Here is a 13,562-nt window from a genome sequence, read left to right on the forward strand (position 1 = left end):
CGGCATGAACAAGCAAACCGAGGCCTTCCTGCTCGACACCGGTGTCGCCAACGGCGGTGCTCCCGTCACGGCGGACTTCAGCGGCCGCGACCTCGCCGCGCATATCGCCGCCGAGGCGCCGCCGCAGATCGGCGTGTCGCGCCCGCACGAGTCGGCGCATCTGCACGTGGCCGGCACGGCCACCTATACCGACGACATCCCCGAACTCGCGGGCACGCTGCACGCCGCGCTCGGCATGAGCGCCCGCGCCCATGCCCGCATCCGCTCGATCGCGCTCGACAAGGTGCGCGCCGCGCCGGGCGTCGTCGCGGTGCTGACCGCGAAGGACATCCCCGGCGTCAACGACTGCGGCCCGATCATCCACGACGACCCGATCCTGGCGAGCGACACGGTGCAATTCGTCGGCCAACCGATCTTCGTCGTGGTGGCCTCCTCGCACGATGCTGCGCGCCGCGCCGCGCGCCTGGCGGCGATCGACTACGAGGACCTGCCGCCGATCCTGTCGCCGCAGGCGGCACACGAGGCTCGCAGCTACGTGCTGCCGCCCATGCATCTGGAGCGCGGCCAGCCGCGCGAGCACCTGGGCAAGGCCGCGCATCGCGACAAGGGCCATATCCGCCTCGGCGGCCAGGAGCAGTTCTATCTGGAAGGCCAGATCGCCTATGCGGTGCCGAAGGAAAACGACGGCATGCACGTCTGGTGTTCGACCCAGCATCCGACCGAGATGCAGCACGCGGTCGCCCACGTGCTCGGCTGGCAGGTGCACCAGGTGCTGGTCGAATGCCGGCGCATGGGCGGCGGCTTCGGCGGCAAGGAATCGCAGTCCGCGCTGTTCGCCTGCTGCGCGGCGCTGGCCGCCTGGAAGCTGATGTGCCCGGTCAAGCTGCGTCCGGACCGCGACGACGACATGATGATCACCGGCAAGCGCCACGACTTCGTGTTCGACTACGAAGTCGGCCACGACCCGCAGGGCCGCATCGAGGCCGTCGCGGTGGAAATGGTGTCGCGCGCCGGCTTCTCGGCGGACTTGTCGGGCCCGGTGATGACCCGCGCGATCTGCCACTTCGACAACGCCTACTGGCTGCCGCACGTGCAGATCGACGGCTACTGCGGCAAGACCAATACGCAGAGCAATACCGCCTTCCGCGGCTTCGGCGGACCGCAGGGCGCGTTCGCGATGGAGTACATCCTGGACAATATCGCGCGTACCGTGGGCCGCGATGCGCTCGACGTGCGCCGCGACAACCTGTACGGCAAGACCGAGCGCAACGTGACGCCCTACGGCCAGACCGTCGAGGACAACGTCATCCACGAACTGCTCGACCAGCTCGAGGCCAGCAGCGACTACCGCGCCCGCCGCGAGGCCACGCGCGCGTTCAACGCGGCCAGCCCGGTGCTGAAGAAGGGCATCGCGATCACGCCGGTCAAGTTCGGCATCTCGTTCAACGTCGCCCACTTCAACCAGGCCGGCGCGCTGGTGCACGTCTATAACGACGGTTCGGTGCTGGTCAATCACGGCGGCACCGAGATGGGGCAGGGGCTGAACACCAAGGTGGCGATGGTGGTCGCGCACGAGCTGGGCATCCGGCTCGAACGCGTGCGCGTGACCGCGACCGACACCAGCAAGGTGGCCAACACCTCGGCGACGGCCGCCTCGACCGGCACCGACCTGAACGGCAAGGCCGCGCAGGACGCGGCGCGCCAGATCCGCGAGCGGCTGGCCGCCTTCGCCGCGCGCCAGGCCGGCGTCGATCCATCGACCGTGCGCTTCGGCGACGACCTGGTGGTCGCGGGCGAGCTACGCCTGCGCTTCGACGAGCTGGCGCGCCAGGCCTATGTGGCCCGCGTGCAGCTGTGGTCCGACGGTTTCTACGCCACTCCCAAGCTGCATTGGGACCAGAGCAAGCTGCAGGGCCGGCCGTTCTACTACTACGCCTATGGCGCGGCCTGTTCGGAAGTGCTGGTCGACACGCTGACCGGCGAATTCCGGCTGCTGCGCGCGGACGTGCTGCACGACGTCGGCCGCTCGCTGAATCCCGCGATCGATATCGGCCAGGTCGAAGGCGGCTTCATCCAGGGCATGGGCTGGCTGACCACCGAGGAGCTGTGGTGGAACAAGGACGGCAAGCTGATGACGCATGCGCCGTCGACCTACAAGATCCCGACCGTCAACGACTGCCCCGAAGTGTTCAACGTGCGGCTGTTCGAGAACCGCAACGCCGAGGACAGCATCCACCGCTCGAAGGCGGTCGGCGAGCCGCCGCTGCTGCTGCCGTTCTCGGTGTTCTTCGCGATTCGCGATGCCGTTGCCAGCCTGGGCGGCTATCGCGTCAACCCGCCGCTCGATGCGCCGGCGACCGCCGAGGCGATCCTGAACGCGGCCGATGCCGTGCGTCAGGCCGCGGCCGCGTGATCGCGGCCGCCGACGGCACGAAAGCGATCATGCAGGACGCCCCGCTCAAGCCCTTCCGCTTCGCCGACGCCGCCGCGCTGGTGCGCGCCGGCGTACCGGTGGCGATGGTCACCATCGTCGAGGTCAAGGGCTCCGCGCCACGCGAGCCCGGCATCCGCATGCTGGTGACCGGCGACGACCTGATCGGCACCATCGGCGGCGGCCATCTGGAATGGCGCGGCATGGCGATCGCGCGCGAGATGCTGGACGCGGCGTCGCGCGGCAAGCCCTCTTCTCTCGCGCCCGATGCCACGCGCCGCGTCGTGCGGATTCCGCTCGGGCCCGCGCTGGGCCAGTGCTGCGGCGGCGTGGTGCAGCTCGGCTTCGAGCGGCTGGGACCGGCCGATCTCGAATGGCTCGATGCGGTGGCGGCCGCCTTTGCCGCGCGCCGCACCGTGACGCGCACGGTGCCGGCCGCCGGCGCGGTGCGCCATGCCATCGACCGCACGCCCTTGCCCACGCTGCCCGCCGTCACGCTGCACGAGGACGGCAGCTGGACCGACCTGCTGGCCCCGGACGAGATGCACGTGGTGCTGTTCGGCGCCGGCCACGTCGGCCATGCGCTGGTCAAGGTGCTCGGCACGCTGCCGTGCACGGTCCATTGGGTCGACGAGCGCGACACGCTGTTTCCTGCCGGCCTGCCCGGCAACGTGGTGGCCGAGGCCACCGATACGGCCGAGGCGGTGGTCGACCACGCACCGCCCGGCAGCTACTTCCTGGTCATGACGCACAGCCACGCACTGGACCAGGCGCTGTGCGAACGGATCCTGCGGCGCACCGACTTCGCGTACTTCGGGCTGATCGGCTCGAAGACCAAGCGGGCCCGCTTCGAACACCGGATGGTCGAGCATGGCATCGACCCGGCCGCCTTTGCGCGGATGACCTGCCCGATCGGCGTCGCGGGCATCACCGACAAGGCTCCGGCTATGATTGCAGTTGCCATCGTCGCCCAGCTGCTGCAAGTGCGCGACCAGCGCCTGGCCGCGCTGCGCTCCGACGCACCGCCCATGCAGCGGGACGGCGGGCGACCGGGCGAGCGCGCCAGCGGAAGCGGCAGCGACAGCGGCAGCCCCGCCCACCGGTAACCGCGCCGGCCCTCTGCTCGAACGCGAGCAGCATGCCGGCATAGCAAAAAAAGGATCCCCCATGACGCTCGACGCCGCGCTCGCGGAACGCATCCGCCGCACTCCCAAGGCCGAACTGCATGTGCACATCGAAGGAACGCTCGAGCCCGAGCTGATCTTCCGGCTGGCGCAGCGCAACCAGGTCAAGCTGCCCTACTCCAGCGTCGAGGCGCTGCGCGCCGCCTATGCGTTCACGGACCTGCAGTCCTTCCTCGACATCTACTACGCCGGCGCCAGCGTGCTGCTGACCGAGGAAGACTTCTTCGACATGACGATGGCGTACGTCGAGCGCGCCGTCGCCGACAACGTGCGCCACGCGGAAATCCTCTTCGATCCGCAGACGCATACCGCGCGCGGCGTGGACATCGAGATCGTGATCGACGGCATCGCCGACGCGCTCGCGCAGGCACGCACGCAATACGACTTCTCCAGCAGCATGATCCTCTGCTTCCTGCGGCATCTGTCGGAGGAAGACGCGTTCGCCACGCTGGAAGCCGCGCTGCCCTATCGCGACCGCTTCGTCGGCGTCGGCCTCGATTCGTCGGAGCGCGGCAATCCGCCCGAGAAGTTTGCGCGGGTGTTCGCCCGCGCGCGCGAGCTGGGCCTGCATCGCGTGGCCCATGCCGGCGAGGAAGGCCCGGCCGATTATGTCCGCGACGCGCTCGACATCCTGCAGGTCGAGCGGATCGACCACGGCGTGCGGGCGATCGACGATCCGGCGCTGGTCGAGCGGCTGGCGCGCGAACGCATCGCGCTGACGGTCTGCCCGCTGTCGAACCAGAAGCTCAAGGTCTATCCGGACCTGCGCGACCATTCGCTGAAGAAGCTGCTCGACGCCGGCGTTGCCGTGACGATCCATTCGGACGACCCGGCCTATTTCGGCGGCTATATGAACGCCAACTGGGAAGCGACCTTCGAGGCGTTGCCGCTCGATGCCGCCGACGCGCACCGGCTCGCGCGCAACAGTTTCGAGGCGAGCTTCCTGCGGCCGGCGCTGAAGGCCGAATACCTGACCGAGGTCGACCGCTTCTGGCAATCGGCCAGCCCCACGACGCCGGCAAGCGCCGCGACGGCCTGATGCCGTTGCGGCCCTGACCGGCGCAATATCGGCCGGCGTCCCGCGCCGGCCCTCTCCAACCCCACGACCATGAACCAGACCACCAGCTCCTCTTCCCCGACCGGTACCATTCGCGCCATCCGTGGCCGCGTGCTGCATTTCCTGCGCGACCCGCAATTCCATGATGACGCGTATCAGTATTGGGAAGACGGTGTGCTGCTGGTCGCCGACGGCCGCATCGCCGCCGTGGGCCCCTACGCCGAGCTGTCGCCGTCGATTGCCCCGGGCACCGAGGTGATCGACCATCGCGGCAAGCTGATCGTGCCGGGCTTTATCGATACGCACGTGCACTACCCGCAGACCGACATGATCGCGTCGCCGTCGCCGGGCCTGCTGCACTGGCTCGACACCTACACCTTCCCCCGAGGAGCGCCGCTTCGCCGAGCCCGAATACGCGGCCGGGGTGGCCAGCTTCTTCGCCGACGAGCTGCTGCGCAACGGCACCACCAGCGCGCTGGTCTGGAGCACGGTGCATGCGACCTCGGCCGACGCGCTGTTCGCCGAGAGCCATCGCCGCAATCTGCGGCTGGCGACCGGCAAGGTGCTGATGGACCGCCATTGCCCGGACTTCCTGCGCGACACCGCGGAGTCCGGCGCGCGCGAATCGGCCGATCTGCTGTCGCGCTGGCATGGCAAGGGGCGCCTGTCCTATGCGATCACGCCGCGCTTCGCGCCGACCTCGACCGAGGCGCAGCTGGCGGCCTGCGGCGAGCTGGCGCGCGCCTACCCCGATGCGCTGATCCAGACCCACGTGGCCGAGAACCGCGACGAGGTCAAATGGGTCGCCGAGCTGTTCCCGCAGGCGCGCAGCTACCTGGACGTCTACGATCGATACGGCCTGTTGCGCCCGGGCGCGTTCTACGGCCATGCGATCCACCTGGATGACGACGATCGCCGCCGGCTCGCCGATACCGGCGCGGCCGTGGCGCACTGCCCGACCTCGAACCTGTTCCTCGGCAGCGGCCTCTACGACTTCCACCAGTCGGACGCGCATCGGCTCCATCTGACGCTGGCCACCGACGTCGGCGGCGGCACCTCGTTCTCGATGCTGCGCACGATGAACGCCGCGCACAAGGTCGCGCGGATGGGCGGCTACCACCTGACCGCGCTGCGGATGTTCTACCTGGCCACGCGCGCGCCGGCCGATGCGCTGGGCTGGGGCGACCGCGTCGGCAGCTTCGCGCCGGGCAACGAGGCCGACTTCATCGTGCTCGACCCCGACGCCACGCCGCTGCTGGGCCGCCGCAGCGCGCGCTCGGAAACGCTCGAAGAGCAGCTGTTCGCGTTTGCGATGCTGGGCGACGATCGGGTCATCGACAGCGTCTATGTGATGGGCGAGCGGGCGGGCGTATAAACACGCAGCGCCATCGGCGAACGGCGCCAGACAGGCCGCGCAGCCCGTCCGGGCGCCGTGCCTTGACCGCGGTCAAGGCGGTTGTCATCGATCTGCATTACGCTGGCCCGCGCCATTCGACAATGCCGATGCCAAGATGACCACACCAGCCTCAGCCGTTGCACCCGTCTCGCCCGCCCCAGCCGTTCCCGCGGCCTCGGCCGTTCCGCCCGCCGATGCCGATCGTTCCGGCCATCCGCCCGCGCCGCTGCCGCCCGACGCGCCGCTGCCGCCGCGCAAGATCATCCGTAGCTGGCTGATTCCGCTGTCCGAGCGCAGCACGCCGCGCGCGCTGCTGCTGTTCGCGCTCGACGCGGCGCTGTTCATCGCCGCCCTCGCCGCGCTCGTCGTCGCCCCGCACTGGCTCGCCAAGCTCGGGCTCGGCGTGCTGGCCGGCGTGCTGATCGCGCGCCTGTTCATCCTCGGGCACGATGCCTGCCACCAGAGCCTGACGGCGCGCCGCGGCCTGAACAAATGGCTGGGCCGGATCGCCTTCCTGCCGTCGTTGACGCCATACAGCCTGTGGGAGGTCGGCCATAACGTCGTCCATCACGGCTATACCAACCTGAAGGGCTTCGACTTCGTCTGGGCGCCGTACTCGATGGAGGAATACGCGGCGCTGCCGTGGTGGCGGCGCGCGCTGGAACGGCTGTACCGCAACGGCCTGGGCGCCGGGCTGTATTACCTGATCGAGATCTGGTGGCTGAAGCTGTTCTTCCCCAGCCGGCGGCAGATGGCGACACGCCGGCGGATCTTCCTGGCCGACTGCCTGCTGGTGGCGGGCTTTGCGGTGCTGTGGATCGGCGCGCTGGTCTGGCTGGCGCTGGCGACGCAGCAGTCGGTCGCGCTGCTGCTGGCCGCCGGCTTCGCTGTGCCCTTCCTGGTCTGGAACGCGACCGTCGGCTTCGTGCTCTACGTCCACCATACTCATGAGAGCGTGGCCTGGTACGACAGCAAGGCGATGTGGGCGCGCGCCCAGCCCTTCGTCTCGACCACGGTCCATCTGCGCTTTCGCCATGGTGTCGGCACCCTGCTGCACCACATCATGGAACACACCGCCCACCACGTCGACATGAGCGTGCCGCTGTACCGGCTCAAGCGCGCGCAGGCGCTGCTGGAGCAGGCGCTGCCCGGCCGCATCGTGGTGCAGAACTTCTCGTGGCGCTGGTATTTCGATACCGCGCGCCGCTGCAAGCTGTATGACTTCCAGGCGCTGTGCTGGACCGATTTCCGCGGCCGCCGCACCACCACGCCGTCGCCGGTGCCGGCGTAATGGGCGCGGTGTTGGCGCGGTCCGGGCGCGATCTGTGCCCAGTCCGAGGCCGGTCTGCGCCAGATCTTGGCGCGATCCGCTGCGTCACAGGCTAGCCGCGGGATGGACGACCGCCTCGCAGACTGGCTATAATCGCGCTTCCTCATTGGGGAGTAGCCGCCCTGGCGCCCGACACCGAGTCGCGCGACAGGGGCGTACGTCAACAGACTTGACCGCTTGCGGTTATGGCGTGCGCAGCTTCGGAACGGTGCAATGCCTGTTCCAGGGCCTGGCGAGACCGATGACGTCGTTTTTCGGCTGGGCCGGGGAAAACGCACGTCATTGGCATCTCGCGATGCGTCCGGCCCGCTGCTCCGATAACAACGAATGGAATCCCTGCTCGTCTCGACCGGTATCGTCGCCCTCGCGGAAATGGGCGACAAGACCCAGCTGCTCTCGCTCATTCTCGCTGCGCGCTACCGCAAGCCCATCCCCATCATCCTCGGCATCCTGATCGCGACGCTGGTCAATCACGGCCTGGCCGGCGCGCTCGGCGGCTGGATCACGCAAATGGTCGGCGCGGCGCTGCTGCGCTGGATCCTCGGCCTTGGCTTCATCGCGATGGGCGCATGGATGCTGATCCCGGACAAGCTCGACGAGACCGAGAAGCCCAAGGCGGTCAAGGGCGCGTTCGGCGTGCTGTGCGCGACCCTCGTGGTGTTCTTCTTCGCCGAGATGGGCGACAAGACCCAGATCGCCACCGTCGCCCTCGCCGCCCGCTTCAGCACGGACATCCTCGCGGTGGTCGCCGGCACCACGATCGGCATGATGCTGGCCAATGTGCCCGCGGTGCTGCTCGGCGAACGCTTCGCCCACCGGCTGCCGATCCGGCTGGTCCACCGCATCGCCGCGGCGGTGTTCGTCGTGCTGGGGGGTGGTGGCGCTGATGGATATCGGGCGCTGATGGGCGCCGCCAGCATCGGCAAGGGAATGCCGGCCGCTCACTGATACCGCGTCTCTCGCGACGCGCGGCCGCAACGGCGGAAGCATAATATTGCAATCGCATCTGCCGAGGGACCCTATCATGGCCAGCATGACGATTCCCGATATCGACGACCAGCTTGCCGCGCGCCTGCGCGAGCGCGCAGCCTTGCATGGCAAATCCGTGGAAGACGAGGCTCGCGACATACTACGCCAGGCACTGTCGGCGCCCCCGGCGACGCGCCCGCTCGTCGAAGCCATCCGCGCGCGCATTGCCCCGTTGGGTGGCGTCGAGCTGGACATTCCGCCAAGAAGCTGATGCCGCGAACCGTAGCGGTGCACGATGATCGTTCTCGATACCAATGTCCTGTCCGAGCTGCTACGGCCGATGCCTGAGCCAAGGGTGACGGCCTGGGTCGCCGCGCAGCCTGCCGCTTCGGTCTTTACCACCACGGTGACCCGCGCCGAGCTTCTCTACGGCATCGCGTTATTGGCGCCCGGCCGGCGTCGTGACGCCTTGCGGGCGGCAACCAGGTCGATTCTCGATGAGGAACTGTCCGGCAGGATCATTCCGTTCGACAACGATGCTGCCGACGCCTATGTCGAGGTGTCCGCCAGACGAAGAATGATTGGTCGGCCCATCAGCCGATTGGATGCCATGATCGCCGCGATGGCGCGGTCGAAAGGCGCCATCGTCGCCACGCGCAATACCAGGGACTTCGTCGACTGCGGTATCGCGATCGTCAATCCGTGGGAGCAACCGCCAGGCGACACCGGCGACCGTTGAGCGGCGTCTGCTGAGACGCGTCACCGAACACCCGATACGGATACAAGGCCATAAAAAAACGGGGCTTTCGCCCCGTTCAAACCCTCGCCGGTCCGGTACTGCGGTCGCCGACTGCGCGGCCACCGGACCGTCGATCACCGATCGGTGGGTTATTGCGTCGTGTTGGCGCCGGACTCGAACCACTGGCCCAGCAGCGCGCGCTCGTCGTCCGTGATCTGCGTGACGTTGCCCAGCGGCATCGCCTTCTGCTGCACGGCCTGCTGATAGATCAGCTGGGCATGGCCCTTGATCTCGTCGGCGGTCTCGAGCTTGATGCCCTTGGCCGCGGTCGGCATCATCTTCGGCGCCTCGGCATGGCACTGCACGCAGCGCGCGTTCATGATCTCCTGGACCTTGGCGAAGCTGACCTTGGTCGCGGTGGCGCCGTCCGGTTGCGCGGCCACCGGCTGGCGCGGCTGCGGGGCGATCATCACGGCGACCACGCCCAGCGCGGCGACGCCGGCGGCGGGCCACAGGACATTGATCTTGCCCTTGTGCTTCAGGATGAAGAACTGGCGGATCAGCACGCCGGCCAGCATGATCAGCACCAGCACGACCCAGTTGTACTTGTGCGCGTAGGTCATGCTGTAGTGGTTCGACAGCATCGCGAACAGCACCGGCAGCGTGAAATAGGTGTTATGCACGCTGCGCTGCTTGGCGTTCTTGCCGTGGATCGGATCGACCGGCTTGCCTTCGCGCATCGCCGCGACGGTCTTGCGCTGCCCCGGGATGATCCACACCAGCACGTTGGCGCTCATGATGGTCGCGATCATCGCGCCGGTCAGCAGGAACGCCGCGCGGCCCGAGAACAGGTGGCAGGCCACGTAGGCGGCCAGCACCACGTACAGCGCCACCAGGATGCCGACCACGCGATCGTTCTTGCCGAACACGCGGCAGATGCAGTCGTAGACCACCCAGCCCACCAGTAGATACGCCAGGGCCAGGCCGACCGCCGCGCCCGGCGACATGTCGTAGACGTTCTTGTCGATCAGGAACGTGCTGGCGTTGAACAGGTACAGCACCACCAGCAGCGCGAAGCCCGTCATCCAGGTCGAATACGACTCCCAATAGAACCAGTGCAGGTTCTCGGGCAGTTTCTTCGGCGCGGTCAGGTATTTCTGCGGGTTGTAGAAGCCGCCGCCGTGCACGGCCCACAGCTCGCCGCCGACGCCCTTGTCCACCAGTTCGGGATCGACCGGCTTTTGCAGGCTGTTGTCCAGCCAGACGAAGTAGAACGACGAGCCGATCCACGCGATCGCGGTGATCACGTGGGCCCAGCGCAGCAGCAGATTGGCCCAGTCGAGAATGTAGCCTTCCATCTCTTGTCTCCTGTTTCCCTCGCTGCGCGAATCAGCTGCCGCGGTAGGTCGAATACGACCACGGCGACACCAGCAGCGGCACGTGGTAATGCGCGCTGGTATCGGCAATGCCGAAACGCAGCGTCACCACGTCGAGAAAGGCGGGCTCGGGCAACTGCACGCCGCGCGCGCGGAAATAATCCCCGGCGCCGAATTCGAGCTCGTAGACACCGACGGCAAAGTCGGCGCCTTCGAGCAGCGGCTGATCGCAACGGCCGTCGTGATTGGTCACAACGGTCTTCAGCGTTTCGCGGCGATTGTCAACAATTTTGGAAAGGGTAATCGACAGGCCTTGGCCGGGAATGCCTGCGGCGGTGTCGAGAACGTGGGTGGTCAAGCGTCCCATGGTCTGGTTCCTTAGCACGTGGGTGGTGAGAGGCGCCGCTGCCTTCACTAGCACCATTTGTGGGTATGGTGCCCGCTCGGTACGTCTTTTCAACGCATCCCGGCGCAGAACTGGTGCATGGCGACAATGCGCTGCACCAATCCGGATGACAACTGCGGGATTACCCGTAGTTGTCGAAAACCTGGTTCGGTTTTGTTGACAATATTGAATGCACAACCAAATAATTGTCAACAATTTTTGGATCGGCGCCCTCGGACGAGGCGCGGCCGAACTCTCCACCAGCGGGTGCCACGATGTCCAAGACTCTCAAGCTGATTGCCGGCGCCGATGAAGGCGCCGCGCCCAACGAAACGAAGCCGCGCAAGGGCTCGGTCGAGGAGCGCATGTATCACGAGATCTACGACGCGATCATGGAGCATCGGCTGCCGCCGCGCACCAAGCTGACCGAGCATTCGCTTTGCGAGATCTATGCCACCGCGCGCCACACCGTGCGCAAGGTGCTGGCCCGTCTCGCGGCCGACGGCATGGTGGACCTGGAACCGAATCGCGGCGCCTTCATCGCCAGCCCTTCCACCGACGAGGCGCACGACATGTTCGAGCTGCGCCAGATGCTCGAGCGCGCGGTGCTGGAAAAGCTCGCGGCGCAGCGCAATGTCCGCAGCGTGATCGCGCCGGTGCGGCAGATGGTTCAGCAGGAACGGCAGGCCTTCCTGAACAACGAGCGGCCCAAGTGGATCCGCCTGTCGGCCGAGTTCCATACTGCGCTCGCGGAGCTGTCCGGCAACGCGCTGCTGGTCACGATGATGCGCCGCCTGGTATCGCGCACCACGCTGATGATCGCCAGCGTCGAGGCGCCGGGCAACAACGCCTGCTCCTTCGACGAACACGAGGCCATTCTCGATGCGCTCGAACAGGGCGACGCCGCCCTGGCGCAATCGCGCATGGCGCACCATCTCGGCGCCTGCGCCGACCGCGTACAGCCCGACGAACCGGGCAACTTCGATCTTCGCAGCGTGCTGGGACGCTCCACCTAGCCCGCTGTTCCACCCTGCCGGCGCCCCGCCCAGCTTTCGCAGCCCGCCCAGCCACGCGCACCCCTCGCAGGTGCCGGCAGCGGGACCAGGCCCGAATCGTTCCGAACGATCGGGCCGGACGCACCAGAAGGCATGCGGACGCCAAGCAAACGTCCAACCATCGGAGAGGAGACAAACACAATGACAAGCGCAAGCACCACGGTCCCCACGGACCTGACCAATGAGCGCCTGCCCTCGGGGCGGCTGCTCGCGCTCGGGCTGCAGCATGTACTGGTGATGTACGCGGGCACCGTGGCGGTGCCGCTGATCGTCGGCGGCGCGCTGAAGCTGCCGAAGGACCAGCTGGCCTTCCTGATCAACGCCGACCTGTTCGCCGCCGGCATCGCCACGCTGATCCAGGCGTTCGGCTTCTGGAAGTTCGGCATCCGGCTGCCGGTGATGATGGGCGTGACGTTCGCCTCGGTGGCGCCGATGATCGCGATCGGCACCGACCCCAATATCGGGCTGCTCGGCATCTACGGCGCGGTGATCGCGTCCGGCCTGTTCGGCATCCTGATCGCGCCGATGATGGGCCGCATGCTCGGGCTGTTCCCGCCCGTGGTGACCGGCACGGTGATCACGCTGATCGGCGTGTCGCTGATGCGGGTCGGCATCAACTGGGCCGCCGGCGGCCAGCCCACCACCCGTGCGGTGATCGACGGCGTGGTCAAGGAAGTGCCCAACCTCGCCTACGGCGACCTGACCAACCTGGGCATCGCCGGGGCGGTGCTGGTCATCATCCTGCTGCTGACCAAGTATGGCCGCGGCCTGGTGTCGAACTGCGCGGTGCTGCTCGGCATCATCGCCGGCACGCTGATCGCGATGGCGATGGGCAAGGTGTCGTTCGAAGGCCTGCACGAGGCCAGCTATGTGGCCGTCATCACGCCGCTGCATTTCGGCATGCCGACCTTCCACTTCTCGGCGATCCTGTCGATGTGCATCGTGATGGTGATCACGCTGGTCGAATCGACCGGCATGTTCCTTGCACTGGCGGACATCACCGGCAAGCGGCTGTCCAACGCCGACCTGACGCGCGGCCTGCGCGCCGACGGCCTGGGCACGGTGATCGGCGGCGTGTTCAATACCTTCCCGTACACCTCGTTCTCGCAGAATGTGGGCCTCGTCACCGTGACCGGCGTGCGTTCGCGCTATGTCGCGGCGGCGGGCGGCCTGATCCTGATCGCCTTCGGCCTGTTCCCCCAAGATGGCGCACGTGGTTGCCTCGGTGCCCCAGTTCGTGCTGGGTGGCGCCGGCATCGTGATGTTCGGCATGGTGGCCGCGACCGGCATCCGCATCCTGGGCTCGTGCGATTTCAACCGCAACCGCCACAACCTGTTCATCGTCGCGATCTCGATCGGCTTCGGCATGATCCCGACGCTGTCGCCGACCTTCTTCCAGTACCTGCCGAGCTGGACCCATGCGATCACGCACAGCGGCATCGTGCTGGGCACGGTGGTCGCGGTGGCGCTGAACCTGTTCTACAACGGCATGCAGTCGGCCGACGAAGCGATGCGCAACGCGGCCGCCAATACCCACGGCACGGAATAAGGCCAGCCGTGCGATTGCCCACGCCGCCGCCTCGGCGGCGGCGCGGGCCGGGTCGATGCCGTGCGGCCTGTTTTGACAACCCGAGTGACCC

At 67.6% G+C, this 13,562-nt stretch carries 10 protein-coding genes, 2 pseudogenes and 1 riboswitch; of the genes and pseudogenes, 10 read left to right on the forward strand and 2 right to left on the reverse strand.

Translation table 11 applies throughout. The annotated features are described in order from the left end of the window. Nucleotides 1-4: 4 nt before the first annotated feature. The 8 genes and pseudogenes from xdhB (at nucleotide 5) to OJJOAM_RS03985 (ending at nucleotide 9,106) form a co-directional block, all read left to right on the forward strand. Nucleotides 5-2,413: a xanthine dehydrogenase molybdopterin binding subunit gene (gene xdhB, locus OJJOAM_RS03950; RefSeq protein WP_422648929.1), complete on the forward strand. Its 2,409-nt coding sequence runs from the start codon at nucleotides 5-7 to the stop codon at nucleotides 2,411-2,413. 29 nt (nucleotides 2,414-2,442) lie between these two features. Beyond that, nucleotides 2,443-3,537, forward strand: coding sequence for a xanthine dehydrogenase accessory protein XdhC (xdhC, locus tag OJJOAM_RS03955; RefSeq protein ID WP_422648930.1), 1,095 nt, complete (start codon nucleotides 2,443-2,445; stop codon nucleotides 3,535-3,537). A gap of 61 nt (nucleotides 3,538-3,598) precedes the next feature. Next, on the forward strand, nucleotides 3,599-4,654 hold the full coding sequence (locus OJJOAM_RS03960; protein WP_422648931.1) for an adenosine deaminase: 1,056 nt from the start codon (nucleotides 3,599-3,601) through the stop codon (nucleotides 4,652-4,654). A 69-nt stretch (nucleotides 4,655-4,723) separates the two neighbouring features. After that, nucleotides 4,724-6,047, forward strand: a pseudogene (guaD, locus tag OJJOAM_RS03965) (guanine deaminase). 136 nt (nucleotides 6,048-6,183) lie between these two features. Continuing rightward, on the forward strand, nucleotides 6,184-7,359 hold the full coding sequence (locus OJJOAM_RS03970) for a fatty acid desaturase (protein ID WP_422648932.1): 1,176 nt from the start codon (nucleotides 6,184-6,186) through the stop codon (nucleotides 7,357-7,359). 135 nt (nucleotides 7,360-7,494) lie between these two features. Beyond that, nucleotides 7,495-7,676: riboswitch (yybP-ykoY riboswitch) on the forward strand. Between the two features lie 49 nt (nucleotides 7,677-7,725). Further along, entirely contained in the window at nucleotides 7,726-8,346 is a 621-nt protein-coding gene (locus OJJOAM_RS03975) for a TMEM165/GDT1 family protein (protein WP_422648933.1), read from the forward strand. Nucleotides 8,347-8,422: 76 nt separating this feature from the next. Further along, complete coding sequence (locus tag OJJOAM_RS03980) at nucleotides 8,423-8,638, forward strand: FitA-like ribbon-helix-helix domain-containing protein (protein ID WP_422648934.1); 216 nt, start codon at nucleotides 8,423-8,425, stop codon at nucleotides 8,636-8,638. A 24-nt stretch (nucleotides 8,639-8,662) separates the two neighbouring features. After that, nucleotides 8,663-9,106, forward strand: a complete 444-nt coding sequence (locus OJJOAM_RS03985) for a type II toxin-antitoxin system VapC family toxin (protein WP_422648935.1) — start codon at nucleotides 8,663-8,665, stop codon at nucleotides 9,104-9,106. A 149-nt stretch (nucleotides 9,107-9,255) separates the two neighbouring features. Here the strand turns inward: OJJOAM_RS03985 and OJJOAM_RS03990 are convergent, their stop codons facing one another. Then, nucleotides 9,256-10,464: a urate hydroxylase PuuD gene (locus OJJOAM_RS03990; protein ID WP_422648936.1), complete on the reverse strand. Its 1,209-nt coding sequence runs from the start codon at nucleotides 10,462-10,464 to the stop codon at nucleotides 9,256-9,258. Nucleotides 10,465-10,495: 31 nt separating this feature from the next. After that, the gene (uraH, locus tag OJJOAM_RS03995; protein ID WP_006576977.1) at nucleotides 10,496-10,849 is read right to left on the reverse strand and encodes a hydroxyisourate hydrolase; all 354 of its coding nucleotides are present in this window, start codon (nucleotides 10,847-10,849) and stop codon (nucleotides 10,496-10,498) included. Nucleotides 10,850-11,142: 293 nt separating this feature from the next. Here uraH and OJJOAM_RS04000 point away from each other — a divergent pair, with 293 nt between their 5' ends. Then, the gene (locus tag OJJOAM_RS04000) at nucleotides 11,143-11,883 is read left to right on the forward strand and encodes a GntR family transcriptional regulator (RefSeq protein ID WP_422648937.1); all 741 of its coding nucleotides are present in this window, start codon (nucleotides 11,143-11,145) and stop codon (nucleotides 11,881-11,883) included. Nucleotides 11,884-12,063: 180 nt separating this feature from the next. Beyond that, nucleotides 12,064-13,471: pseudogene (locus OJJOAM_RS04005) on the forward strand (nucleobase:cation symporter-2 family protein). The last annotated feature ends 91 nt before the right edge of the window (nucleotides 13,472-13,562 follow it).

The sequence above is a fragment of the Cupriavidus sp. H18C1 genome, from assembly GCF_049311595.1.
Lineage (GTDB): Bacteria > Pseudomonadota > Gammaproteobacteria > Burkholderiales > Burkholderiaceae > Cupriavidus > Cupriavidus cauae.

Excerpts from the sequence above, each read along its gene's own strand:
- xdhB (WP_422648929.1), top strand. The coding sequence starts at position 5 with ATGAACAAGCAAACCGAGGCCTTCCTGCTCGACACCGGTGTCGCCAAC.
- xdhC (WP_422648930.1), top strand. The coding sequence starts at position 2,443 with ATGCAGGACGCCCCGCTCAAGCCCTTCCGCTTCGCCGACGCCGCCGCG.
- OJJOAM_RS03960 (WP_422648931.1), top strand. The coding sequence starts at position 3,599 with ATGACGCTCGACGCCGCGCTCGCGGAACGCATCCGCCGCACTCCCAAG.
- OJJOAM_RS03970 (WP_422648932.1), top strand. The coding sequence starts at position 6,184 with ATGACCACACCAGCCTCAGCCGTTGCACCCGTCTCGCCCGCCCCAGCC.
- OJJOAM_RS03975 (WP_422648933.1), top strand. The coding sequence starts at position 7,726 with ATGGAATCCCTGCTCGTCTCGACCGGTATCGTCGCCCTCGCGGAAATG.
- OJJOAM_RS03980 (WP_422648934.1), top strand. The coding sequence starts at position 8,423 with ATGGCCAGCATGACGATTCCCGATATCGACGACCAGCTTGCCGCGCGC.
- OJJOAM_RS03985 (WP_422648935.1), top strand. The coding sequence starts at position 8,663 with ATGATCGTTCTCGATACCAATGTCCTGTCCGAGCTGCTACGGCCGATG.
- OJJOAM_RS03990 (WP_422648936.1), bottom strand. The coding sequence starts at position 10,464 with ATGGAAGGCTACATTCTCGACTGGGCCAATCTGCTGCTGCGCTGGGCC.
- uraH (WP_006576977.1), bottom strand. The coding sequence starts at position 10,849 with ATGGGACGCTTGACCACCCACGTTCTCGACACCGCCGCAGGCATTCCC.
- OJJOAM_RS04000 (WP_422648937.1), top strand. The coding sequence starts at position 11,143 with ATGTCCAAGACTCTCAAGCTGATTGCCGGCGCCGATGAAGGCGCCGCG.